21 protein-coding genes and 1 pseudogene are annotated in these 23,747 nt (G+C 65.6%); 11 read left to right on the top strand and 11 right to left on the bottom strand.

Translation table 11 applies throughout. The features are described 5' to 3' along the window. Positions 1–263, top strand: a 263-nt coding sequence (locus VGL40_12485; GenBank protein HEY3316078.1) for a hypothetical protein, incomplete at its 5' end; no start/stop codon positions are given. 145 nt (positions 264–408) lie between these two features. Here VGL40_12485 and VGL40_12480 read toward each other — a convergent pair. After that, the gene (locus VGL40_12480) at positions 409–1,260 is read right to left on the bottom strand and encodes a hypothetical protein (protein HEY3316077.1); all 852 of its coding nucleotides are present in this window, start codon (positions 1,258–1,260) and stop codon (positions 409–411) included. Beyond that, the gene (locus tag VGL40_12475) at positions 1,257–1,649 is read right to left on the bottom strand and encodes an SHOCT domain-containing protein (protein HEY3316076.1); all 393 of its coding nucleotides are present in this window, start codon (positions 1,647–1,649) and stop codon (positions 1,257–1,259) included. The genes VGL40_12480 and VGL40_12475 overlap by 4 nt, the downstream gene beginning before the upstream one ends. 193 nt (positions 1,650–1,842) lie before the next feature. Here VGL40_12475 and VGL40_12470 point away from each other — a divergent pair, with 193 nt between their 5' ends. Continuing rightward, entirely contained in the window at positions 1,843–3,105 is a 1,263-nt protein-coding gene (locus VGL40_12470; GenBank protein HEY3316075.1) for an alpha/beta fold hydrolase, read from the top strand. Here VGL40_12470 and VGL40_12465 read toward each other — a convergent pair. After that, entirely contained in the window at positions 3,054–3,728 is a 675-nt protein-coding gene (locus tag VGL40_12465; GenBank protein ID HEY3316074.1) for a glucosaminidase domain-containing protein, read from the bottom strand. The two genes, VGL40_12470 and VGL40_12465, sit on opposite strands and share 52 nt — an antisense overlap. Positions 3,729–4,459: 731 nt before the next feature. On the opposite strand from VGL40_12465, the gene VGL40_12460 reads away from it, so the two are divergent. From VGL40_12460 to hydG, 3 genes are all read left to right on the top strand, one after another. Beyond that, positions 4,460–5,896: an MFS transporter gene (locus VGL40_12460; GenBank protein ID HEY3316073.1), complete on the top strand. Its 1,437-nt coding sequence runs from the start codon at positions 4,460–4,462 to the stop codon at positions 5,894–5,896. Positions 5,897–6,211: 315 nt separating this feature from the next. After that, positions 6,212–6,463, top strand: coding sequence for a TM1266 family iron-only hydrogenase system putative regulator (locus VGL40_12455; protein HEY3316072.1), 252 nt, complete (start codon positions 6,212–6,214; stop codon positions 6,461–6,463). Positions 6,464–6,555: 92 nt separating this feature from the next. Next, positions 6,556–7,947, top strand: coding sequence for a [FeFe] hydrogenase H-cluster radical SAM maturase HydG (gene hydG, locus VGL40_12450; GenBank protein HEY3316071.1), 1,392 nt, complete (start codon positions 6,556–6,558; stop codon positions 7,945–7,947). A 19-nt stretch (positions 7,948–7,966) separates the two neighbouring features. Here the strand turns inward: hydG and VGL40_12445 are convergent, their stop codons facing one another. From VGL40_12445 to VGL40_12425, 5 genes are all read right to left on the bottom strand, one after another. Then, positions 7,967–9,628 carry a hypothetical protein gene (locus tag VGL40_12445; protein ID HEY3316070.1) on the bottom strand — a complete coding sequence of 554 codons (1,662 nt, stop codon included), beginning with the start codon at positions 9,626–9,628 and terminating at the stop codon, positions 7,967–7,969. A gap of 220 nt (positions 9,629–9,848) precedes the next feature. Further along, positions 9,849–10,640: an acyl-CoA dehydratase activase gene (locus VGL40_12440; protein HEY3316069.1), complete on the bottom strand. Its 792-nt coding sequence runs from the start codon at positions 10,638–10,640 to the stop codon at positions 9,849–9,851. Continuing rightward, positions 10,640–11,959, bottom strand: coding sequence for a 2-hydroxyacyl-CoA dehydratase family protein (locus VGL40_12435; GenBank protein ID HEY3316068.1), 1,320 nt, complete (start codon positions 11,957–11,959; stop codon positions 10,640–10,642). Before VGL40_12435 ends, VGL40_12440 begins: the two co-directional genes overlap by 1 nt. Further along, positions 11,956–13,185 (bottom strand): 2-hydroxyacyl-CoA dehydratase family protein, encoded by a 1,230-nt coding sequence (locus VGL40_12430; GenBank protein ID HEY3316067.1) that lies wholly within the window; start codon positions 13,183–13,185, stop codon positions 11,956–11,958. The genes VGL40_12435 and VGL40_12430 overlap by 4 nt, the downstream gene beginning before the upstream one ends. A gap of 27 nt (positions 13,186–13,212) precedes the next feature. Next, the gene (locus tag VGL40_12425; GenBank protein ID HEY3316066.1) at positions 13,213–14,313 is read right to left on the bottom strand and encodes a DUF362 domain-containing protein; all 1,101 of its coding nucleotides are present in this window, start codon (positions 14,311–14,313) and stop codon (positions 13,213–13,215) included. A gap of 52 nt (positions 14,314–14,365) precedes the next feature. On the opposite strand from VGL40_12425, the gene VGL40_12420 reads away from it, so the two are divergent. Next, the gene (locus VGL40_12420) at positions 14,366–14,542 is read left to right on the top strand and encodes a hypothetical protein (GenBank protein HEY3316065.1); all 177 of its coding nucleotides are present in this window, start codon (positions 14,366–14,368) and stop codon (positions 14,540–14,542) included. Here VGL40_12420 and VGL40_12415 read toward each other — a convergent pair. Further along, on the bottom strand, positions 14,539–15,066 hold the full coding sequence (locus VGL40_12415; GenBank protein HEY3316064.1) for a hypothetical protein: 528 nt from the start codon (positions 15,064–15,066) through the stop codon (positions 14,539–14,541). The genes VGL40_12420 and VGL40_12415 overlap by 4 nt on opposite strands. A gap of 784 nt (positions 15,067–15,850) precedes the next feature. Beyond that, positions 15,851–16,033: pseudogene (locus VGL40_12410) on the bottom strand (IS3 family transposase). 92 nt (positions 16,034–16,125) lie between these two features. Between VGL40_12410 and VGL40_12405 the strand changes: the two are divergent. From VGL40_12405 to VGL40_12395, 3 genes are all read left to right on the top strand, one after another. After that, complete coding sequence (locus tag VGL40_12405) at positions 16,126–16,725, top strand: hypothetical protein (GenBank protein HEY3316063.1); 600 nt, start codon at positions 16,126–16,128, stop codon at positions 16,723–16,725. Positions 16,726–18,507: 1,782 nt separating this feature from the next. Then, positions 18,508–18,795 (top strand): type II toxin-antitoxin system RelE/ParE family toxin, encoded by a 288-nt coding sequence (locus VGL40_12400; protein HEY3316062.1) that lies wholly within the window; start codon positions 18,508–18,510, stop codon positions 18,793–18,795. A 17-nt stretch (positions 18,796–18,812) separates the two neighbouring features. Further along, positions 18,813–19,955, top strand: a complete 1,143-nt coding sequence (locus VGL40_12395; GenBank protein HEY3316061.1) for a HigA family addiction module antitoxin — start codon at positions 18,813–18,815, stop codon at positions 19,953–19,955. A gap of 218 nt (positions 19,956–20,173) precedes the next feature. On the opposite strand, the gene VGL40_12390 is transcribed toward VGL40_12395, so the two are convergent. Continuing rightward, the gene (locus VGL40_12390; GenBank protein ID HEY3316060.1) at positions 20,174–21,820 is read right to left on the bottom strand and encodes a long-chain fatty acid--CoA ligase; all 1,647 of its coding nucleotides are present in this window, start codon (positions 21,818–21,820) and stop codon (positions 20,174–20,176) included. Between the two features lie 157 nt (positions 21,821–21,977). Here VGL40_12390 and VGL40_12385 point away from each other — a divergent pair, with 157 nt between their 5' ends. Continuing rightward, positions 21,978–22,727, top strand: a complete 750-nt coding sequence (locus VGL40_12385) for a metallophosphoesterase family protein (GenBank protein ID HEY3316059.1) — start codon at positions 21,978–21,980, stop codon at positions 22,725–22,727. After that, complete coding sequence (locus tag VGL40_12380; protein HEY3316058.1) at positions 22,724–23,713, top strand: polysaccharide deacetylase family protein; 990 nt, start codon at positions 22,724–22,726, stop codon at positions 23,711–23,713. Before VGL40_12385 ends, VGL40_12380 begins: the two co-directional genes overlap by 4 nt. Positions 23,714–23,747 lie beyond the last annotated feature (34 nt).

Below are 23,747 nucleotides of genomic sequence, written 5' to 3'. Positions count from 1 at the left end.
GCCTTGGAGCCCTCCTCGGGGCCCGGCCGTGCGCCGAATCCATTCCCATCTTCATCGCCGCCAGCACCTGGGGCGTCTTCACCTCCCTCGGGGCGGTGGCCGCCTGGGCCGTCGTCACCATTGGAGCAATGCTGACGGCCGTCTGGCTATCCCTGCTAGGCCTGGGAGCGGTGCGGTTGGAATTTCTCGAGCGGCATGGCGAGGCCCTCAGCGCCTGGCTGATCATCCTGATCGGGGTCATCGTCCTCGCTCTGGCGATCTGAGACCCGGGGCCAGAGGCAGAACCAGAGCCGGAGCCGGAGCCGGAGCCGGAGCCGGAGCCAGAGCCTCCGTCAAACCCTCCAATAACGCCGCGACCCGGACCGCTCTTGGTCCGGGTCGCTTGCATTCCCCGTTCGTCCGCCGGGCTCAGGTCACCGGGACGACCCCCTCGGCCGGACCGTGCCAGGCGTGGAACCAGACCTGGCCGCTGAACCCGTTGACGCTCAGGATGCCGTAAGGCTTTCCGCCGCTCAGGACGGTGAAGTTGTAATAGCCATAGAAGGCCAGGGCCTTCGGACCAAGGGTGAAGCCACTGGCGTTGGCTTTCAGGAAGGAGTCGCCCCTGGTCCTGGCATCGGCCTCGGACACGGTCATCGTCGCCCCGTCGTTGCCCGCCGCCGCGCCGGCGCCCGTCCCGCCGGCCCCCGTCCCCGGCAACGTCCCGCCCGAACCCAACGGGCCCCCGGGGCCGATCAAGCCGTAGTTGCCCTGACCCGGTCCCATCATCCCCGAGCCCATCATCCGCTGCATCCCATAGTCCCAGGCGGTGCCATACTTGAGGTTCCACATTATGTTCGGCCCCATCTCCGGATAGACCCGGCCGCCGGCCCGGTCGACGAGGATTTCGAAGGCTCCCCGACCGGTGCTCTTTTCGGTCACCACCGCATAGTACGGTGTGCCCTTGAACTTCCAGAGCTCGGTGGCCGTCAGGTCGGGGTTGTTCAGAGTGGCCAGGAAGTCGGTGGTCGCCTTACGGGCGGCGTCCGTGCCGATGTCCTTGCCGGTGGCCAGCCCCCAGCCCCGCCCGCCGGCGCCGGGACCCATCGGCCACCCGTAGTAGCCGTCCCGGCCGATGCCGGAGGCGCTGCCCAGGGGACGATAGTAGCGGGTCGTGTAGAAGCGGAACAGCCCGATACCGGCCAGGCCGACGAGGATGAGGGCCAGGGCGAGGGTCGGGAACCGGTTGCGGCGGGGGGAAGCCGCCCTTGGCTCGCTCACGGTCGACCACCCCCCTCGAGGTTTTGCCTGACCCGGTCATACTCTTCCTCGCCAACCTCGCCCCGCGCGTAGCGCTCGCGGAGGATGGCCAGGGCTTGGTCGGCCTGTCCGGGTCGGGTGGCCACCCGGCTCTGGGCCAAGAGCCAGCGGATGACTAGGTAGGCCCCGGCGATCACGAGGGCCCAGCAGAGGAACATGAAGGCCAGCGCCCAGGCCCCGCCGCGCCATCCGGCCCAGCCGTAGCCCATCATCCAGCGGGCCATCGGGTGCATTCCAAATCGGCCGGCGGCGCCCGGGCCCCACATCCCGGCCGGCCAGCCCACCACCAGCCAGGCCAGGAAAAGGAGACCGAGGACGGCCAGGACGGCCTTGAGAGCTCGATTGGTCAAAGGTTCGCCCTCCTCATTCCGCGGACAGCGGTTGCTTTCTGCAGGCAATCCGAAGATACGGTCCTATTCTGCCCGCCGATGCGGAAACCCATAGCCAGCCGGCCGGGCGAAGGCCCGGTCGAGCGGACAAAAGGGTAAGGTCGCCAGACGCCGAATGGTGAAAGGGAAAGCCAACTCCCGGAGGTGCTGACCGGTGCCGGACCTGACGCTCTCCGACTTCGTGCTGCATTACCTGGATGAGACCACCCCGTCCGTGGGACCGGCCGCCAAGACGGTGTCGGACACGGCCCCCGGGGCCGGTCGCCCGGCCGTCACCCTCGTCCTGATCCATGGCGACCTGGCCTCGTCGGCTTGGTGGCGCCCGTTCCTATCCAGACTCCCCGCGGGGTGGCGGGTCATCGCCCCAGACCTGCGGGGCTGTGGCCGCAGCTCGCATCCGGCGGCGGGTTACGCCATCAACCAATATGCGGCCGACCTGGGGCGGCTGGTGGAGTCCACCCGGCCCGGCTCCTTCATCTTGGTCGGTCACTCGCTGGGCGGAGCCGTGGCCATGACCTACGCCCTGGAGCACCCCGACGATGTCCAGGCGCTGGTCCTGGTCGACCCGGTGCCGGCCGACGGGCTGAGGTTCGGACGCCTCGGCCGGGAGGCCTTCTTCCATCTCAAGGAGGACCCGGAGTTGCTGGCCGAAGCCGTCTCCAGGGCGATGCCCACGGCGCCTCGGGACGACTTCTTCCGGCTGGTGGTGGCCGACGCGGCCGCGGCCGACCAGCACGTCTTCACCGATAACGTGGTGACCATGGAGGGGTTCGCCGTCTTCGGCCGGCTGCATGCCCTGAGCCGGCCGACCCTGGTCATCGTCGGGACCGAGGACCGGCTCATTCCGCGGGCCCCGATGGTCCGGACCGCCGAGGCCATCCCCCGGTCCCGGCTGGCCTTCGTCGAGGGCTGCGGGCACTCCCCCCAAATCGAAAAGCCGGACGAGGTCGTCCGGCTGGTCACCGAGTTCGCCGAGGAAGTCGGCCGGGGGTCCGCGCCGCCCATCGAGCCTCGCCCGATGACCGACTTCGCCGTCGGGCAGAAGACGGTCTATCACCGCCGCATCACGGCCGAGGACATCGAAGCCTTCGCCCGCCTGACCGGGGACTACAGCCCGATCCATCTGAGCCAGGACTACGCGGCCAAGACCCGCTTCGGGGGGCGGATCGGCCACGGGATGTTGACCGCGGCGCTGGTCTCCGCCCCCCTGGGGATGAGGCTGCCCGGACCCGGTGGCGTCTATCTGCGGCAGGATGCCAGGTTCCTGCGCCCGGTGACCATGGGCGACACGGTTACCATAGTCGCCGAGGTGACCGCGGTCAATGCCGAGAAACGCCGCCTGACCCTCAGCACCGAGTGCTTCAATCAGCGAGGGGAGAAGATCCTGACCGGTGAAGCCGAGCTCTTGGTGACCTGAGCCCGCGGGGCGGGCCGGGCGATTTCGTTCATCAGGGCCGCGATGCCGTTCTTCCAGTTCTGATCGGTGGCGTAGTTGACGTTCATTCCCCGCAGGGACGGCGCCCCGCCGTAGAACTGACCGGCCGGGTCCAGGTAGGCCCGGGCGACGTAGCCGGCCACGAAGTCGATGCAGGCCTCGAAATTCGGGAATGTCCTGGCGTTGGCGTAGGGGTCCGGGCCGGAAGCGCCGTAGCCGAAGAGGTTATCTTTGTCCCGGGCGATCTTGCTGCGCCCGTAGTCGCTCTCCCAGGCCGCGTGAGCCGACAGGTAGACGGCGTTCAAGGCGTACTTCGCTTCCGCCGCGACAAACGACCGGCCCAGGCCCTCCAAGGGGTAGCCGCGGAAGAACGCGTCCAGCTCAGGCGCGGTGACGCCGCCCGGCGGCCGAAGGTCGCTGTCGATGGTGTAGGTCCTCGGAAGCGGGGGCGCCGGGGTGGGCCCCGGGCTCGGTCCTGGGGTCGGTTCGGGTGGCAGGGGTGGCGGCTCGGGGGCCGGAGTCGGTCCGACCCGCGTCAGTCTGAGGGTGACGGCCAGGAGCACCCCCACCAGGGCCAGCAGGGTTCCGATGGTGACGGTGGTCATGGGCGGATTCCCCCCTGGGATGACCGTTCGTGATGGCAGGACTCGAGGGTCCTGCCATTCTTCATTGTATTGGCGGCCCCCGCCGGATGCCCCTCGGCCGCCCAGACGCCCATGGGATTGAATTTTCTAAAGATTAGAGGAACAGACGCTGCTCGTGCCGAATAATACTTACTGCAGTCAGTTTGGCGGGCAAGAGGACTGAAGGGCGGATCGGGAAAGGGGATGCCATCCTTGTGCCGGCATCGTAGCGAGTACCAGTCCATTTACGGGTGGGTTTCGTTCTGCGGTCTCGAGGCCTATGGGATTCCGCCGGCGACCGACCCGGAGCTCGGGGCTGCACGGGGGCCCGACGAAATCCTGCCCTCCGTGGGCCAGTGCCGCGGGTGTCCGGAGTTTCCGCTGAATCAGCGGGATTCCGCTGGAGCCTTTTCGCCGCTCGATTGACCCAGGCGGTAGGTCCGCCGCTCCTGGCCGGGAACCTGAGACGGATGGGGTGTCAGTCGGCCGGCCGACGGTCGAAAATGAGAGACCCTGAGGTGCCTCTTGCCCTCAGGGTCTCATTTTTGCGGCGTCCCCCGGTGCTGCAACTGGATCTCCCCGTGGGGAGTGCGCCGATGACCGCGCCAGATCTGCCGGCGGTATCGCCCGCAAAACCGAAGGGCAAGCTAGCTTCGTCCGTTCCGGCCTTTTTAGCTGGCCGGGGTTCATTCAGGGATGGGGGTAAACGATCTTTGAAGGCCGCGACACGGACCCAGTTGATCGCCCTTTGCACCGTCCCCTTCATCATGGTCCTCGGCAACTCAATGCTCATCCCGGTCCTGCCGGCCCTAAAGTCGGCCCTCAAGACCAGCACCCTCAACGCCGGCCTGCTCATCACGCTATTCTCCCTGCCGGCCGGGATCGTCATCCCCTTCACCGGCTTTCTGTCCGACCGCGTGGGCCGGAAGACCATCATCGTCCCGGCCCTTTTCACCTATGCGGCCGGCGGGTTCATCGCCGGCCTGGCCGCCCTGTTCCTCAAGAAGGAGGCTTACGGCCTGATTCTGGCCGGGCGGGTGATTCAGGGCATCGGCGCCGGCGGGACCTACCAATTGGCCATGGCCCTGACCGGCGACATCTTCACCAGCAAGGAGCGGACGAAGGCCCTCGGGGCCCTGGAGGCCTCCAACGGCCTCGGCAAGGTGATCAGCCCGATCGCCGGGGCCGCCGTGGGCTTGATCGCCTGGTACATGCCCTTCTTCGTGTACTCCGTGGCGGCCGTGCCGGCCGCCCTCCTGGTCCTCTTCCTCGTCCGCGAACCGAGCAACAAGAAGGCCCAGAAGATCTCGCCCAAGGCCTACTTCCGCGGGCTCGGCCAGGTCTTCGCCAAGAAAGGGGCCTCGCTGGCCGGCTGCTTCCTGGCCGGCAGCCTCGTCCTCCTGCTCCTCTTCGGCGTCCTCAGCCACTTCTCGGACGTCTTCGAGGACCGCTATGGCCTCAAGGGAGTGGTCAAGGGCCTGATCATCGCTATTCCCGTCCTGGCCCTGGCGGTCACCAGTTACATCAGCGGCACCCTGCTTCAAAAGCAGATAACCAAGCTACTCAAGATCTCGGTCGTCGTCGGGTTGATCCTCACCGCCATCTCCATGGCCCTGGTGGCCTTCCTGACCAAGCCCGTTCCGGTCATCGCCGTCCTGGCCTTGCTGGGCATCGGCGGCGGGTTGGTCCTGCCGCCCGTCAACACCATGGTCACCAGCTGCACCACCCCCGAGAAGCGGGGGATCGTCACGGCCCTCTACGGGACGGTCCGCTTCTTCGGCGTGGCCATCGGACCGCCGGCTTTCGCCATGGGGGTCAAGGTCGGCAAGCTCCAGACCTACCTGGCGGCCGCCGGAATCACCGTGGTTGCCTTGATCCTGGCCATCTGGTTGATCGACCAGAAGAAGATGATCCCCAAGAGGCTGCGCCAGGGCGAGCAGGGGTCGGCCGCCGGTGGTGGCGAGCAGACCTCGGCCGGCGCCCGCCGGAAGAGTGGGCCCGACGGACGGCCGAAGCAACGGCCGGCCCTGGCCAAGCCGGTCCCCTCGACGCAGCGCAACGGCAAGGTCAGTCCTGGCGGCGCGGCCGTCCTGGAAGACGATGATGATGACTATGACCTCGGTGACTTCCACTTCGAGGACGCCTGGTGAAGGGCAATCGATGATTTGGCCACTCCGGCGGTTTACTTTCGTGAGCCGCCGGATTATAATGTATTTGGAATCGTGAAAGCCTGCACAATCGCCGCGGCTAGAAGGCTTTCACGGGTGCAGAATAGGGTCCTGACGGGCGGGCGGCATCGTCGCCTTCCCGGAGGGGCCAAATCGAGGACCGTACCCGAGTCGAGGGCGAACGCCTGAGGGCAAGGGACCGGCGCCGTTTGTTCCGTCAGCCATGCCGGCCCGGGCCTGTCGCGCGTTCGCGACAGGCCTTTGATTTTTCCGAAATCCTTGAAGGAGGGTCACGGGATGGATCGGCGCATCGGGGTGGTCGGCGTCGTCATCACCGACCGGGAGAAAGCCGCCCGCCGAGTCAACGAGATCCTGGGTGAGCACGCCGAGGTCATCGTCGGTCGAATGGGCATCCCCTACCGCGAGAAGGGGCTTTCGGTCATCGCTTTGATCGTCGACGGGACCACGGACGAGATTGGGGCGATGTCCGGCAAGCTCGGCAACGTCGCCGGGGTCATGGTCAAGTCGGCGGTCACACCGTCCCGCTAACAACCACAGAGGAGATGGTCTCGTTGAGCGAGCCGCTGTCGAAGTCGGGAGGTCCGTCGATCATCGCCCCCGGGCAGTCCCGGGCCGACTTCATCGACCACCGGTACGTCGAGGAGGAACTGGAGAAGGCTTCCCGCGTCGACCGGGGGGCCGTCAGGGAGATCGTCGCCAAGGCCCGCCGGGCCGAAGGCCTCGAGCCTTCCGAGGTCGCCCGGCTCCTGCAGGTGGAGGACCCGGACCTGCTCCAGGAGATCTTCGCCGCGGCCAGGGAGATCAAGGAGAAGATCTACGGCAAGCGGATCGTCCTCTTCGCCCCGCTCTACGTGAGCAACTTCTGCGTCAACAACTGCCGATACTGCGGCTACCATCGGGAGAACAAGATCCCCCGGCGCCGCCTGACCATGGATGAGGTCAGGGAGGAGGTCCGCGTCCTCGAGTCCATGGGCCACAAGCGATTGGCCCTCGAGACCGGCGAGGACCCGAAGAACTGCCCGCTGGACTACGTCCTCGAAGTCCTCGAGACGATCTACTCAGTCAGGTTCGAGCGCGGCAGCATTCGCCGGGTCAACGTGAACGTCGCGGCGACCACCCCCGAAGATTACCGTCGCCTGAAGGCGGCCAAGATCGGCACCTATATCCTCTTCCAGGAGACCTACCACCGGCCGACCTACGAGTACATGCATCCCGCCGGGCCCAAGGCCAGTTACGAGTACCACCTCGGGGCGATGGACCGGGCCCTCTCGGCGGGCATCGACGACGTCGGCATCGGGCCACTCTTCGGGCTCTACGACTACAAGTTCGAGGTCATGGCGGTCATCCTCCACGCCCGCCACCTCGACCAGACCTTCGGCGTCGGCCCGCACACCATCTCCATGCCGCGCCTGCGCCCGGCCACCGGGATGTCCCTCGAGGACTACCCCCACCTGGTCTCCGACGACGATTTCCGCAAGGTGGTCGCCATCATCCGGCTGGCCGTCCCTTACACCGGGATGATCCTTTCGACCCGCGAGAAGCCGGGCTTCCGTGACGAGGCGATCGGCCTCGGGATCTCCCAGATCAGCGCCGGGTCGTGCACCGGCGTCGGGGCCTATAGGCAAGAACACGAAAAGACCGCCGGAGGGGCGGCCGAGGAAGGTTCGCCTCAGTTCACGGTGGAGGACCACCGCAGTCCGGACGAGATCTTGCAGAACCTCTGCGCCGGCGGATATCTGCCCAGCTACTGCACGGCCTGCTACCGCAAGGGTCGGACCGGCGACCGGTTCATGCCCCTGGCCAAGAGCGGCCAGATCCAGAACGTCTGCCAGCCCAACGCCATCCTGACCTTCAAGGAATACCTCCTCGACTACGCCTCGCCCGAGACCCGCCGGGTCGGCGAGGAGACCATCCGGCGGCACCTCGGCGAGATCAAGAACCCGCTGACCAGGCAGCGGACCGAGGAGCGCCTCAAGCAGATCGAGGAAGGCACGCGCGACCTTTACTTCTAGGCCCGCGGGACCCTCTCTTCTAGGCCGAAGGCGGGGTCGGCGACCGGCCGCGGCCCAGCCCACGATCCGCCCCGCGGCTTATGCCTCGAGCCGCCCCGCGGCCCGCGAACAGTCGGGCCAGGGCCCGGAAGGGCCAAATAACGAGGAAGCGGATAAGTCCGGCCGCGAAGAAGGCGAGCATCCAGCGGTAGGAGATCTCGCCCGTGGCCAGACCCCTGATAGCCGCCCGCACGGGACCACCGTAGGTCTCGGGCGGGCCTTCTTTTTCGGCCGCCGTCGTGAGCAGCCGTGGGAACCAGCCGGTCCGCATCAGCCGTTGATCGAGGTGGAAGAGGAACATCCCGACCCGGTTGTCGGCCACAAAAGGCCGCAGCGGTCGGTCAAAGTAGCGGGCCAGGACGTCGCGGCCGGCTCCGCGTTCGACCAGGGTCACGGCGGCCAGGTGGGCGCCGTAGAGGGCCCCGAAATAGCCGTCCTTGAGCACCCGGCCGTGTCCGGTCAGGTCGCCGATGCAGAGCCAGCCGTCACCGTAGAAGTCTGCCGCCGGGCCGGTGTAGACCATCGCCGGGCAGATGGCGTGGCACCGGAGATGTTCGGTGGGTTCGGGCAGCTCGAGGTAACGCCGGACCGACGGATGGGCGAAGATGTGGTCGATGTCCTCGCGAGTGAGGACGCGGCCCAGCGAGGTCATGGTCAGCCAGCCGGGGCGCTTGGGGATGATGGCCGCCAGGAGCCCGGGAATGACGTTGTCGAGGATCAGCATCCGCCCTTCCAGGCGGTCATAGGTGGCCGCCGTCGAGTCGATCTCGGTGACGCTGGCGTCCATCAGCGGCGGGGGGACGTACCCGTACTCGCGGGAGAATTCCTTGAGGAGCTTGCTGTTGAGGCTCCTCAGCCCGGTGGCCAGGACGAGGACGTCGCCGTCGACGTGGTGGGGGATGAACCCGAGGCTCTGCTCGTAGCTGTGGTAAAAGACCCGCCAGGGGCGGGTGGGGCCGGCCGTCGAGGGGGCTTCCTCTCCGGTCGTCTCGCTGGGTCGCTCGACCTTGGTGATGACCGCCGGCTCGATCAGCTCGATCTGGCTGAGCGGGTCGGCGGACACCGTCGTGGCCGCGGTCGGGTCGGCGATCGGGCAGCCCGTGCAGCCATGGGAGGGGCAGGCCGCGGGGCAGGTGGAGGGCGAATCGCCGGGGGGGACCAACGGACAGGCCGAGCAGCCCGTGGCCCCGGCGGGGCCGTGGGCGCGAGCCGAGACCAGTTCCTCCCGGAAGGTGTCGTCGAAGCCCGGGTAGCCGAACTTGTCGGTGCGGAGGATGGAGAAGATGGGGAAGCCGATGGGGACCGGGACCTCGCCGGCCGGGGTCACATAGACGGCCTCATCGACCTGGCCCAGGATTAGCTCGTCGTGGATGGGGTAGTCGAGAAGGCCCTCGAGGGTCCCGCGGGAAACGCGGGTCAGGAGGCCGCCGCAGTAGTTGCAGGCGGTGCTGCTGAGCAGGGTGACGTGAACGGGACGCCCGGCCTCCTTGGACAACCGGGCCAGCTGCCGGGCGAAGCCGCTCCCGGCGATGCCGCCGCCGACGACGATGACGCGGCTGCCGGTCGGCAGGCCTCGTCCGATGGCCGCCGGCGCCGGCGGCGCGGAAGCCGCCGAAGGTGCCGAAACCGCAGAAGGCGCCAAGCCCGTTTTTTCAGCGGGACCTGAAAGATGACGATAAGCCGCCGGAGGCCGGCGGCTGAAGGCGCTTTCAACCCATCGCGTCAAGGTCATCCGGTTCACCTCGGGGTTTTGCCCTGTTGACTGGGTCAGGTCGCCCTCTTTCAGTTAAAGATATCAGATACTTGAGGAAGTGGCAAGAGCGACGAAGGAGGGTCGAACGCCGAGGAGTCCTTGACGACCGTCAAGCCTTCGCTCGCTTGGCGGCGATGACCGCCGCGCCGACGGCGCCGACGATCTGCGGATCGGGCGGGATGGCCAGCGGGCCGCCGAGCAGAGCCTGCAACTCGCGAGCGACGCCCTGATTGCGGGCGACGCCGCCGGTGAAAACATGCTCGGGCTTGGCCCCGACCCTGACGACCAGCCCGTAGACCCGGTTGGCGATGGCCTTGTGCAGCCCGGCGATGATCTCCTCCTTGGGGACGCCCCGGGACAGGTGCGAGATCACTTCGGACTCGGCGAAGACCGTGCAGAGGTTGGAGATCTGGGTCGGCGTCCGGGCCCTGGCGGCGTAGTCGGCCAGCTGGTCCAGTTCGACGTCGAGGGCCCTGGCCATGACCTCGAGGAAGCGCCCGGTGCCGGCGGCGCACTTGTCATTCATGGCGAAGTCGAGGACGGCGCCGCCCGGGCCGACCCGGATGGTCTTCGAATCCTGACCGCCGATGTCGATGACCAGCCCGACGCCGGGGAAGTACCAATGGGCGCCCACGGCGTGGCAGGTGATCTCAGTGACGGCCAGGGCGGGGAAGGGGGCCGTCACCCGACCGTAGCCGGTGGCCACCGTCGGCGGGGGGGACCCGGCGGTGGGGGCGGTGGGCTCCGCTCCCAGCCGGCCGATCACCCCTTCGTAGGCCTGCCTGGCGGCTTCGGCCGGACGGCTCCCGGTGGGCAGGATGACCGAGGCCAACAGGCGGTCGCCGTCGACGGCGGCCGCCTTGGTGGTCATCGACCCGATGTCGACCCCCAGGCCGAGCATCAGACGGTGCCCCCGGCGGCGCTCGCGCGGCCCGCGCCTGTCCCCGCTACCCCGCCGGCGTCGTCGGCCCGGCGCCCGTCGAGGATCTCCAGGTAGGCGTCGACGCGCGTCTTGACCGCCGCATCGGCGTAAGCCCGCGGGTCGGTCATGTCGGCCTCGATGAACAGGGTCGGCCGGCCAAGCTGCTCCTGAATCCCCCGGGCCAGGATGTACTGGCTCAGCGAGTATGTCTTGCAGCTCCGGTTGGAGTGGAAGACGACGCCGTCGGCCCGGTAGTCGCGGCACATCTTGACCAGCCGGGCCAGGCGGACCGCCGGCCCCACGTTGAGGAGGACCGACGAGTACTGGCGGGCCATTGCCGCCAGCGGGTCGCGGTAGTCCTCGGGCGAGAACTCGTAGGCCCCCCAGGCGTTGGTGTAGGTCTCCCCGACGAAGACCGCGCCGCGCTCATGGAAGTACTTAACCAGCCGGAAGTTGTGCCAGATGGCGATGTTGTCCCAGACCAGTCGGAAGCGCTCGTCGGGGACCGGGCCCTCGTGCCGCCGGACCCGCTCGTCGAGTTCCTCCGCCAACATGCGATAGTAGCGGACGGCGTCCTCGGTACCCCGGAGGGTGACGATGGGGAACATGTTGGTGAACATGTCGAGGGCGCTGGCCGGGCTAGGGCTGGCCCGGCGACAGGCCTGGACCCGCTCCCACAGGGCGACCGTCTCGGTCGACCGTTTGAGCACCGGGACCAGACGGGACATCGACAACCGGCGGTGAGTGTGCCGCTCGAGGAAGGCGATCATCTCCTCCAGCTGGCCGCGGACGTAGGCCAACTGGTGGGGAGTGGCCGGCTCCTCGGCGACGTAGGGGACGTCCAGGACGAATAGCGGTTTGCCATAGTGGCGGGCGATCACCTCCCACCACTTGACCACGACGTTGCAGATGTTCTTGGTGCTGATGAGGAGGTCCGGGGCGGGGAGGCCCCGGCCGCCCAGCGGCCCGCGGTCGGCCATCATCGAGCCGATGCTGCCACGGGCATAGGAGCAGAGGTCGTGGGAGTAGCCGGCCCCTTCGGCGATCTCGCAGAACTCTGCGGCGACCTTGCGCGAGCCGAGGATGGCCCCGTAGTTCTCGGGGTAGACGGGGACGATGCCCATCGCGTAGAGCGGCTCGACCGGGGTGCCACTGGTGATCCAGGCGATCGGCCGGCGGACCCGCTTGGCCCAGAAGACCCCTTGGTAGTAGCGGGCCATCAGCTTCTTCAGTTCGGCGTCGGCCTTCAGTCGGCCGGCCGCCTTCGCCACGCCGTCAGCGCCATCAAGCTTAGTCATCCCTCGGCACCCCCCGAGCCGGCGGCGACCTCGCGCCGGCCGGCGATCATCTCCAGGAAAGCCCCCAGACGGGTGGCCGCTTGCCCCTCGACCAGGCCGCCCTGTTCAATCTCGAGGACCAGGGCGGGCAGGCCCTGGGCGCTGAGGAGCGAGGCCAGATAGGGCTGATCGAAGGCGTGGGTCTCACAGAACTTTTGAAGCAGGAAGACGACCCCCGCCGCCCGGCTGCGGCGGACCACGTCGAGGAGGTGGGCCGCCCGTCGGTCGATGGGATGCTTGGTCGGGCAGGGGATCTTCGAGAGGTAGTGGTGGGCTAGTTGCGGGATGGTCGTCGGGGTCGGCTGGGCGACGGCGCCGCTGCCTGAGGCGGTTCCGCCGGGCCGGTCGCCGAAGGTGAAGTCGCGGGTGCCCGTGCAGAGGTCATCGGCCACGAGCGTCGCGCCGGTCATTTCGATCAGCTCGAGAGTCCGTGGGTCCTCGATGACACCGCCGCTCACGGCCAGACGGATTGGGGCGGGCTTGGTCTCGGGGACCCCCTCCCGGCCCGGCTCCTCGATGGTCCGGACCAGCCGGGCCAGGTGGTCGCGGTAGTCACGCCGCTCCATGACCAGCCCGGCCAGGAAGACGGCCAGGCTGTCGGTCCCGCTCAGGGGCGGTCGTGGCCAGGTCGCCCGGTATTCCCAGAGTTGGGCCAGCAGCGAACGGATCTCGGCCATCAGGGCGGCCGACTCGGGCAGCCTGGCGGCTTCGATCCCGTGGTCGCCTCCCAGGGCCGCGGCCAGCCCGGCCAGCTCCGTGGCGGCGAAGGCCTCCACCCCCGGGGCGTCCAGGCGGGCCGGGAAGTTCATGAAATGGAAGAAGCCCTGCGGCACGTAACGCCGCCAGGCCTCGGCCACGTTGCGCAGGGAGTCGCAGGTGGCCGTGAAGACCACCCCTTCAAGGTCTTCGTATTCGCCGCGGAGGGCCCGGTCGAGGCAAGACCGGGCGAAGGAGCAGGCGAAACTCTGTATATAACCGTCTACTGGTCCCGCCGGGCCCGGCTCGGCCAGGATCCGCACCGGGTGGAAGCCCGCGGCCAGGATCAGCTCCTCAGGGGTGTAGGTGCAGAAGTAGCCGACCGTCCCCCGATAGCCGGCCGTCTTGAAGCGGTCGGTGTCGGCCAGGTAGGCCCGACGACCGTCCCAGACCCCGCGAAACACCGCAACCTGTTCAGCGATGGCGGCCACGTCCGGTGACCTCCCTCCCGGTCTATTTTAGCGGAACATCTGGTCGAACTTCTCCGGCAGCCGGCCGGAGGGCACCTCCATGGCCCCCTCGACGCACAGCTCGGCGCAACAGAAGCAGGCGATGCACTTCCGCGGGTCGACGACCGGATACGGATTCATCGTGATCGCCTTGGCCGGGCAGTTGGTCTCGCAGTCCCCGCACAGGGCGCAGGACTCCTCCTTGACCGCGGGGACCGTCGTCCCGATGTCCTGGAGCAGGGAGACCTGTTCGGTCGGGCTGACGGAGAAATCGGTCGGCTTCTTGAAGTCGGGGATGACCGCGAAGCTCCCCTCGACCTCGACGTCACTCTCGGCCCAGCGACCCAGGCCGCGGTCGGCGGCGATCTGGAAGAGCTTCAGTCCGGCCGGGTCGACCCCGATCATCCGGCACATCGTCGCGTCGAGGGCCACCGCGTCGTCGGAAGCCAGCAGCTTGCCAAGCGGCCTGACCTGGCCGTGGGTCGGGCCGTTGCCCTCCATGGCCAGCAGGCCGTCCACGATGTTGAGGTCCGGCACCCTTATCTGGTAGATATCCATCAACAGCTCTTGGAATCGGTTGCGGCTGGGCGCGGCCAGGTGGAGCCTGGCCTTGTAGCCGCCGGCGATCCAGCCGAAGCAGTTCTTGACCGCTCCGGTGATGGTCGTCAGGGTGTGGGTCTTGAAGCAGGGGACGTTGATCAGGTAGTCGGCGTCCAGAACGGCCTTGCTGATAGGGAAGGAGGGGACGAAACGCGACTTGGTCGGGACCTCGACCACCCGCTCAGAGAGGCTCTTGAAGTGGCCCCGCGAAGCCTGATAGATGCCGCACGCCCGGGCCGTGCTCTGGGAGTTGCGATCGACCCCGCCGGGGTTGTCGCCCACGCTGACCTCGGCCCCCTGGGCCAGGCAGGCGTCGACGATGGCCCCGACCACCGCCGGGTTGGTCGTCACCCCCATCTCCGGGGGCAGCCCGGCCAGGATGTTCGGTTTAACGAGGACCTTCTTGCCGGCCAGCCGGACCTGGAAACGGTCGAAGATCTTCTCGACGGCCGCCCGCAGGTCGGCCTCCAGGCGGCCGGGGTCGACGTCAATGACCATCACCCGGGACATAAAAACCCCTCCTTGTCAGCCAAACTAGGTCGGGGAAGGGAAGCCACTACTGATGGACACGACGGACAAGGCGAACAAGGGCAAGGTCATCCAGCTTCTGTACTGCAACTACTGCAAGCGCCCGGTGAACAGGAAGGCCGTCCGGGACATGGGCTTCTTCCAGCTCACCCTGTGCGACAACTGCTATTGCCGGCATATCCGGGCCCTCCGCCCGACGCCGCGCAGCTAGGGGCCGGCCGGAGCGATGCGGACGGTCATCGCGCAGCGGCCGTCGCCCCGCCCGATCTGGGCGAGGGTCTCGATGTCGACCTGGCGGCCCGGCAGGAGGGTGCCCAGCCACGCCTGCCACAGCTCCGGGCAGGCCAGGCAGGCCTGGTCGAAGCGGCCGAGGTTGGCCCGCTTGGCGTTCTCCGCGACGTAGCAGCGGGTCACCTCGATCTGCGCTTCATCACCGGCCAGCGAGCCGGTGGACTCGAGGCGGTCGTTCATCATCAGTCGCCCATAGGTCATCACTATGCGCAGGGCGTCGGCGAGGTCATCGGCGCGCTTCTTGTCGAGCGCCTTGAGAGTTTCCCTCATCTCGATTCGACCGAAGGCTACCCGGACCCTGGAGTTGAGCCGCATCGCCGCCTCCAGCCCGAACTCCTCGATGGCCTTCAGGAACCACTGCCCGTCCCACGCCAGGGCCAGTGAGCCCATGAGGGCGGCGGCCCGTTCGCCGGGGATGACATATGGCTCGACCGGCCAGTCCATGCTAGTCCCTCCCCAACCTCAGCTGCCGTCCGGCTGGCGGAGTCTGGCGGCCAACAGCTCCTTGATGGGCAAAGAAGAACGCCGCAAAGCGTTCTTCTTTTGATGTTTGAAAATTGTAATTCGGCCTGAAGGTCGAAAGTCCTTTCCGTGGGAAAGAATTCGGCGGGGGTGGGGGGAAGGCGAGTGGCTTGCCCACCGCATAGGGGACTTCAAGGGTTGGGCACGAACGGTGTCGACAATTGTCTAACACTTTTGAGCAGTGACAGGGGCCCTCGCGGCAGGTGACATATATTTATTAGTCAAATCATGGAAGACAAAGGATAATATGGCATGCCCTCGGGCCATCCTTGGCTAAACACCCTAGGAAGGGCCGCAATACCCTGCCCAACGGCAACTCAAAGGGGAGGTAGGAAAGCATGAGAAGAAGTCGATTGGTTGGGATTCTGATCATCCGGATCGTGCTCCTGTCGACATTCTCCGTGGGCGCGGCTTCGGAGATTGCGGACCCCGCCACCCCTGAGCCCGTGGAGACAGCAGACCAGGTCGATCTGACGTTAGGACTGATGAACCTCCGGATTCCGGGATGACCTTCAGCCGGGTATTGGCCCAGAATGTCCCAGATACCACGCTAAAGCAGGTCAGCGACGAGAACGGAGACCATTTCGAAGCGGAATGGCTCCCTTTCGGAATGAAGGTTCAGCTTCCGGGGGGGGACCGACCAATGGGCGACTCTCTGGGTGTGGTCTTGACCCGGTTTCGTAGACAGGTTTGTGCTTGGTTCTCCCTACGCTACCTTCTCTGCTCGAACCCGTTCTTCGTATTCCGTGGGGGACAAGTAACCGAGGCCGGAGTGTAGCCGGCGACGGTTGTAGAAGACCTCGATCCATTCGAAGATTGCCTGCGTCGCCTCGGCCCGCGTCGGCCAGGTCCACCCCTCAATCAGCTCCGCCTTGATCGTCGCGAAGAAGTCAGGCGTAGCCTTGATCAGGACGACATAAACGGCATCCGCTACATCTATGGGCCCAGGCCGTGGGGTCTGAACTACAGAGGTGGATCTCGGTGTCAAGAACGTGGAAAATCGCCCTTTCCACGGTGCTGCTGGCGACTCTCGGGGCGTTGTACTTTGGCGTCATGGGCTTGCCAGCAGCGGGGAAGGGTCCGGGTGAGACCGGCAAGACCACTATAGTCGGTTCCCTCAAGGATCCTGGCCCCTTTGACCGCGCTTTTCAATCTGCTGATACAGTGGTAATCGGAACGGTCAAGAAGTTGGGCCCTGCAGTCATCAGCTCGCCACCGACTCTGGGCCAAGCCGAGGCGGATATGGGAATCTACACCCCCGTCCTCCTCGAGGTGACGGAGGTCTTCAAAGGGAATGTCAAACCCGGAGAGATTGTGACATTCGCCCAGTTGGGCGGCAAAGCAGGTGGCCATACCATTATCTACGCCGGCGAAGCCGAGTTCAAGGAGGGAGAGCAGGTGCTTGTCCCTCTCTACAAGCCAACAGGGGCTTTTAAGAGTTGGACCGGTGGAAACCTTCATGCCGATCAAGGCAAGTATCTCATAGATGCCTCAGGAGCGGCCACGAATGAAGTTCGTGCCGAGACTCTGCCGGCGGAGTCCCTCAAGGCCAAGATCAAATCTGCACTGGTGTCACCTTAACGGTTCCCGGCCGTCCTCCTGTTCACATCCTCCTGGAAGCAGACCCGACTCAGCCCACTTGAGGGGCAGACCCTCAAGAGAAGCACCAGTTCATGGGTGCTTCTTCTTGACTTCACCTATTAGTTGGCCAGGAGGAAGTCTCTCATTGTCCCAGTTCCACCTCCGTAAGGGTTATCCCTCAAAAGCCCCGTCAGTGAAAAAGCGCCGCCCCTTCTAGCAAGGGTAGCGGCGCTTCATCTACGGGTCTCTTCGCACTCTCTTTCGACAACCTTCTCCAAACGTCCTTCACGATTGTCGGTGTGGGGCAGTAGGCTCACTGGTGTCGGCTACCGGACTACTAGCTGCACCTATGCGATACTTGCCCTTAAACTCTGCCAGGGGCCAAATCGGCCAACCCCCGAAGACCCGTCCAACGTCTTGCATTGGCTCAGGGATGCCGTCACGTCTCACAGTTGTCCGTGCTAATCTAAATTCGGAAAACGGGCCCTTGTGATCATCGAAAAGTTGGCCACCTTGATCTTCCATCCCTGGTAAACTGGAGTTGCAGAACAACCAGTCGACCGGGGGAGAGAAAGGATGATCAAGATGGACCAGATTGAGCGTATCAGAAGACTGGTGTTGGGTGGAAGGGCTGAGCCGTCGGAAGGCCGCTAAGAAAGAGGGGGTTTCGCGCCACGCGGTCCGCATGGCGCTGAGCAGCGCGGCACCGCCACGTTACCGGCTGACCAGGTCCCGACCGCGCCCCGTGCTGGGCAGGGTGCAGCCAGTAATCGCCGAGATGCTCCGCAGCGACGAGGGAAAGCCCAGGAAGCAGAGGCACACGGCCCACCGGATCTTTGCTCGGCTCAGGGATGAGTATGGTTATCAAGGTAGTGAGCCCTCCGTCCGGCGATGCGTGGCGGAGCTACGCCATAAGCAACCAGAGGCGTTTGTGCCTCTGGCCTATGAGCCGGGGACGGAAGCGCAGGTGGACTTCGGCGAGGCCCAGGTGGTTATTGCCGGAGTGCGACAAGAGGTCCAGCTGTTCTGCATGAAGCTCGCCTATAGCCGATTGCCCTTTGTGATGGCCTTCCCGCACCAGCGCCAGGAGGCCTTTTTCGAAGGGCACCGGGAGGCGTTCAGGTTCTTCGGTGGTCCCCCGCCGGCTGACCTACGACAACCTGAAAGTGGCCGGAAAGCGGATCCTGGAGGGGCACAACCGGCAGTAGCAGGCGGCTTTTCAGAGCCTGCGGGCCCACTACCTGTTCGATAGCCACTTCTGTGACCCGGAGCGCGGGAATGAGAAGGGCCAGGTGGAAAGCCTGGTTAAGTACGTGCGGCTGAACGCCCTCGTCCCGGTACCGGAAGTTCGCTCCCGCGATGAGCTGAACGCCCGCCTCCGCCAGTGGTGTGAGAGCGAGAAGGAGCATACGGTCTCCGGCACGGAGGGAACCGTCGGTTGCCGATGGACCACCGAACAGGCAGCGCTACCGCCACTCCCGCCTCATCCGTTTGACTGTGCCCGGGTGGCCTTCGTCAAGGTTAACCGCTATGCGCAGGTTAACTACGAGACCTGCGTCCATTCCGTGCCGTGGGGCGGCCAACGTCACCCCCCGCGCGGCCGAGCGGCTCTGCCTATAGGGCTACCGAGATTGCACTCGTAAACAGCCACCCCCGCCGCTCCGGGCGGGGGTTCGTGTTTGAACCAACTGGGCATGGACCGTTCGGACCAAAAGCATGAAATTCACGAATCCGCGGATTAAGATAATTGACAAGGACATACTTGCCATATACCATTAGACCATGAAGGTACGCTTCGCCGATGAGAAACTGGTGCAGCTGTTCATAGATGCCCAGGCACGAGCGAGATTCCCCCACGGCGTCATCAAGTCCTTTCGCCGGCTGGTGCACTACATTCAACAGGCCGTGGACGAACGGGATTTCCACAACATGAAATCCTTGCACTATGAGAGGCTAGGTGGCGACGAACGCTCCATGAGACTGAATGACCAATACCGATTGATTCTGAGACTGGTCGGCCAGGCACCCAGAAGAACCGTCACTGTCGTCAGAATCGAGGACTACCACTGAGTCGGGAGGGGATTTGGATGAAAGAGAAGCTGGTTGCCGCAGAAGTCCCCCTTCCGGGGGAGTACATCAAGATGGAACTCGAGGAACGGGGGTGGACGCAGACTGACCTGGCGGAGATTCTTGGGCGTGCCGCTCAGACTGTTAGCGATATAATCAACGGAAAGCGCGGCATCACTCCTGAGACCGCTACTGAACTCGCCGCTGCCTTCGGAACCACGGCTGAAGTCTGGATGAACCTGCAAACGTCGTTCGATCTGTGGCAACTCAGCAGGCAGAGTCGTGTTGACGACGTTTCTCGTCGGGCTCGCTTGTATGAGATTGCTCCCGTATCGCACATGGTCAAGCGCGGGTGGATCGAAGGGTCAGACAGTGTCGAGGTCCTCGAGCAACAGGTCTTGGGCTTTCTGGAGATTGACCGACTTGATGAAAAGCCCCGCCCATTGAGGCATGCTGCGCGAAAATCAACACCGTACGTCAAGGAACTATCACCTGCTCTTCAGGCCTGGTTGTTCAGGGCGAAGCACCTGGCGGCGGAGGTCATGGTTCGAGAACCGTTTTCCGAGACCTCACTAGCCAACGCCTTGGAGAAACTTAAGAGCTTGCGACACCATCCGGAGGATTTGGTCAACGTCCCTCATGTCCTTGCTGAGGGTGGAATCAGGTTTATAGTGGTTGAACCGTTGCCTCAAACCAAGGTCGACGGTGCGTGTTTCTGGCTGGATAAGGAGTCCCCGGCGATTGTGCTGTCCCTTCGCTATGACCGGATTGATTGGTTTTGGCACACCTTGATGCACGAGTTGGCTCACATTGTCAACCATGACGGGGACGTGTGGGATGACCTCTTGGGGGAAACTGGGGAGAAGCGCCCTCAAATAGAGGACAAAGCCGATCGCTTTGCCGCCAACTACCTCGTTCCGAAGGACGAGATGGAGTGTTTCATTGCCGAAGTGCGTCCGTTCTATTCCAAACAAAGGATGAGAGCTCTAGGGGAACAGCTGGGTGTTCACCCCGGCATTGTGGTCGGCCAGCTCCAGCACAGGAGGGAAATCGGCTGGAACCACAGTCGAGAATTGCTCGTCAGAGTTCGCTCTTTGGTTACGGAATCCGCGCCGACTGATGGTTGGGGACATGTGGTCTCGCCGGGCTTTGGGCCCGAGTAGATTCCGAGCGCATTGGTTCTCAACCACGACGATTATCACACGGCCTTGAAAGAAGCGGCTCGCACCCGCCTCATTCACGAGAGCCCATGGCCAGTATCGCGAGGGGCCTGCTCAGCGGGCTCCTTTCCATTTGGGCCCCTTCGTGGGGATTGGTCATGATACAAGTGAGCCCGCCTCCATTAGGGAAGGCGGGACCGTTCGGTACTCTCGCCTCGCCCCTACACCGCTCCCGCGCCCTTCCTCTGCTTCTCCTCCTCGATCAAGAGGCGCCTGAGGATCTTGCCCACCGTCGTCTTCGGCAGGGCGGCCCGGAACTCGACCTGTCGCGGGACCTTGTAGCGGGCCATCCGCTCCTTGCAGAAGTCGACGATCTCCTCGAAGGTGGCCGACTCGCCGTCCTTGAGGACGATGTAGGCCTTGACCGTCTCGCCGAGGTACTCGTCGGGGATGCCGGCGACGGTAGCCTCCTTAACCTTCGGATGCTGATAGAGGACCTCTTCGACGTCGCGCGGGTAGATGTTGAACCCGCCGGCGATGATCATGTCCTTCTTCCGGTCGACGATGTAGAAGAAACCGTCCTCGTCCATCTTGGCGATATCCCCGGTGTGCAGCCAGCCGTTCCTCAGGACGTTGGCCGTCTCCTCGGGCATGTTCCAGTAGCCCGTCATCACCTGAGGCCCGCGGATGCAAAGCTCGCCGATCTCCCCGACGCCGAGGTCGCGCTCGCCGGTCTCGAGGTCGACGATCTTCGCGTCGGTGCTGGCCAGCGGCACGCCGATGGACCCGGCCTTCCTCAGGCCGGTCATCGGGTTGACGTGGGTCACGGGGGACGTTTCCGACAGGCCGTATCCCTCGACCAGGGCCCCGCCGGTCAACTCCTCGAACCTGGCCTGGACCTCCAGGGGGAGGGCGGCCGCCCCGCTGACGCAGGACCTGATCGACCTGACGTTGTAGTCCTGCGCGTTCGGGTAGTGGTTGACGGCGACGTACATTGTCGGCACGCCGGGGAAGATGGTCGGCTGGAACTCGCGGATGGTCTTCATCACGTCGTCCGGCTCGAACTTGGGCAGCAGGGCCTGGGTCGAGGCCATCATCACGGCCATGTTCATACAGCAGGTCATCCCGTAGGAATGGAACAGGGGCAGGACGGTGAGGTACCTCTCCTTGCCCTGGGTGGCCTCGGTGAACCACTCGCGGACGACTATGCAGTCGGCGACCAGGTTCATGTGGGTCAGCATGGCCCCCCTGGAGACGCCGGTGGTGCCCCCGGTGTACTGAAGGACGGCGATGTCGGAGGAGGCGATGTCTTGGCCCATCTCCGGGTCTGGTGGGTAGGCCGCGACCAGGTCATTGAAGCGGTGGAGGCCTTCGCCTACGGCCACCTGCGGCGGCCCGAAGGAGACGACCACGATGTGCTCCAGGTTCACCTTCGGGCGAACGTTCAAGGCCCGCGGCAGGAGGCCTTCGAAGACAACCAGGACCTTCGCCCCGGAGTCCTTCAGCAGGTGCTCGAGCTCGGACTCGACGTACATCGGGTTGACCTGGGCGATGATCCCGCCGGCATGGAGGATGGCGTAGTAGGAGATGACGTACTGCGGGCAGTTGGGAGCCATCAGGGCCACCCGGTCACCCTTCTTGACCCCGAGGCCCCGCAGGGCCGCGGCGAAACGCTTGGCGTAGCGGGCGAGTTCGGCGTAGGTCAGCTTGTTCCCGTAGAAGATGGTGGCGACGTTGTCCGGAAACTCGGACGCGGCGTCCCAGAGGAACTCGGTCACGGGAACCTCGGGAAAATCGAGGCTGTGACGGACTCCGGCCGGATAGTGACGGAACCACGGGCGATCGGCCGGGACCTCCCAACGGGCCATGCACTATCACACCTTTCTGACAATTGGCGCGATTGGCGGATGGTTTCGATGGGCCTCCGGTCGTTTCCTTCAGCCCACAATTGCGGCTGGAGGTTTTTTTGACCGATAGGGAGGAAACGAAGCCCTGCCCGACGGATTGTTGAGCGGGGGGAAAGAGATGACGAAAGTCGCCGTCCTTTCCGATATCCACGGGAACCTTCAGGCCCTCCGGGCCGTCCTTGATGATGTCCACCGGCAAGGGCCCGACTTCGTCGTCTGCGCCGGGGACCTGGTCGTCTACGGACCGTTTCCCAATGAATGTGTGGCCCTGGTGCGGGCCTGCAAGATCGTCACCGTAATGGGCAATCGCGATTGGGCGGTGGCCGTCCGGCAGCCTGGCGAAGGCTATGCGGTGCCGGTCGGTCGGCGGCGAGAGGTCGAGGTCGGCCTGTACGGGTGGACCGACCGGACCATCTCCGAAGAGAACCGCGCCTTTCTGGCCGGCCTGCCGAGGAGGCTCCGGCTCCGGGTGGGGCAGACCGAGCTCCTCGTGGTCCACGGGACCTGCCGGTCGCCCTTCGAGTACCTGCGGGTCGACGATGACGAGAGTCTCTTCACCGAGCTGGCCGAGGTCAGCCGGGCCGACGTGATCGTCGCCGGGCACACCCACGTGCCCTTTTGGCGCCGGGTCGGCGAGGCTGGTGGCCCGCTCGGCGAGGTCCTCTTCGCCAACGCCGGCAGCGTGGGCTGGCCGAAGGACAGGCGGCCTGAGGCCGCTTACTTGGAATTGACGGTGAACGGGCGGGAGGTCCGGGCCGAGACGCGCCGGATCGCCTATCCCGTCGAGGAGACGGTGGCGGCCATGCGTCAGGCCGGCCTGCCGGAGACACTGATGGAGGCCTTGACCTTGGGGACGGAGATTCGTTGAGCGATCGAGAGGGCATGCACGGATACGGGGAAAAGACCATCGGGGCAGCCGCAGCCAGGCCACCTTTGGACGGCGGCCAGGGCGGCCACGGCAGCCCCGTGGGCCGGCCGGGCCTTCCCCGACGATCGCGGCGCGCGGGCCTCTTCTCTTGGCGCTGGCGGGCGTTCACCGCCGTGGTCCTGGCCATCGCCGCGGTATTGTTCGCCTCACTGTGGGCGGCCGGGAGACTGGTGGCCTTTCGCGATGCCTCGCGGTCGGCCATCGGGTCCGGACAAGGGCCGGCGTCCGGGTCGCCCTCCGGGTTTCCCGCGGCCCGGCCCTCACTCCCGGCCCCTGGTTCGCCCGCCCCGCCGCTTCCGCCGGTCCCGGCCAGACTCGTTTTCCACGGCCCGCGCGAGCGCCGGGCCGTGGCCATCACCTTTGACGCCTGCCAGGACGAGTACCCGCGGACTTTCGACCTTAAGACCTACGATATCCTCGAGGAGACGCGGACGCCGGCCACCGTCTTCATGGGCGGGAAGTGGATGGAGGAGCACCCCGAGTCGACCAAGCTGATGGCCGCGAACCCCCTGATCGAACTCGGCAACCACTCCTACATCCACCCGCACTTCACGAAGATCAGCGACGAGCGGGTCATCGAGGAAGTCCGCAAGACTCAGGACATCCAGTACCGCCTGACCGGGAAGCGCGGTCACGTCTTCCGCTTCCCCTTCGGGGACCACCACCAGAAGGACGTGGAGCTGGTCGCCTCCCTCGGGTTGACCCCGATCCAGTGGGAGGTCGTCTCCGGCGACCCCGACCCCAATGTCTCGGCCAAAGCCATGATCCGCGAGGTCCTGGCCCAGGCCCGCCCGGGCTCGATTATCATCTTCCACATCAACGGGCGGGGGGTCCACACGGCGGAAGCATTGCCGGCGGTCATCGAGGGTCTTAGGGAACGAGGGTTCCAGTTGGTCACGGTCTCCGAACTGCTTGGCTTGAGGTGATGCGGCCCCGCCGGCCTCGCCGGAGGGGCGCTTC

The sequence above is a fragment of the Bacillota bacterium genome (assembly GCA_036504675.1).
In the GTDB taxonomy this organism is placed as follows: Bacteria; Bacillota; Sulfobacillia; order JAJYWN01; family JAJZPE01; genus DASXUT01.
This window is presented reverse-complemented; position numbering and strand designations above follow the sequence as displayed.

Coding starts and splice junctions, on each gene's coding strand:
- VGL40_12465 (HEY3316074.1), bottom strand. CDS start 3,728: ATGACCACCGTCACCATCGGAACCCTGCTGGCCCTGGTGGGGGTGCTC.
- VGL40_12420 (HEY3316065.1), top strand. CDS start 14,366: ATGGACACGACGGACAAGGCGAACAAGGGCAAGGTCATCCAGCTTCTG.
- VGL40_12385 (HEY3316059.1), top strand. CDS start 21,978: ATGACGAAAGTCGCCGTCCTTTCCGATATCCACGGGAACCTTCAGGCC.
- VGL40_12455 (HEY3316072.1), top strand. CDS start 6,212: ATGGATCGGCGCATCGGGGTGGTCGGCGTCGTCATCACCGACCGGGAG.
- VGL40_12435 (HEY3316068.1), bottom strand. CDS start 11,959: ATGACTAAGCTTGATGGCGCTGACGGCGTGGCGAAGGCGGCCGGCCGA.
- VGL40_12425 (HEY3316066.1), bottom strand. CDS start 14,313: ATGTCCCGGGTGATGGTCATTGACGTCGACCCCGGCCGCCTGGAGGCC.
- VGL40_12415 (HEY3316064.1), bottom strand. CDS start 15,066: ATGGACTGGCCGGTCGAGCCATATGTCATCCCCGGCGAACGGGCCGCC.
- VGL40_12440 (HEY3316069.1), bottom strand. CDS start 10,640: ATGCTCGGCCTGGGGGTCGACATCGGGTCGATGACCACCAAGGCGGCC.
- VGL40_12390 (HEY3316060.1), bottom strand. CDS start 21,820: ATGGCCCGTTGGGAGGTCCCGGCCGATCGCCCGTGGTTCCGTCACTAT.
- VGL40_12400 (HEY3316062.1), top strand. CDS start 18,508: ATGAAGGTACGCTTCGCCGATGAGAAACTGGTGCAGCTGTTCATAGAT.
- VGL40_12395 (HEY3316061.1), top strand. CDS start 18,813: ATGAAAGAGAAGCTGGTTGCCGCAGAAGTCCCCCTTCCGGGGGAGTAC.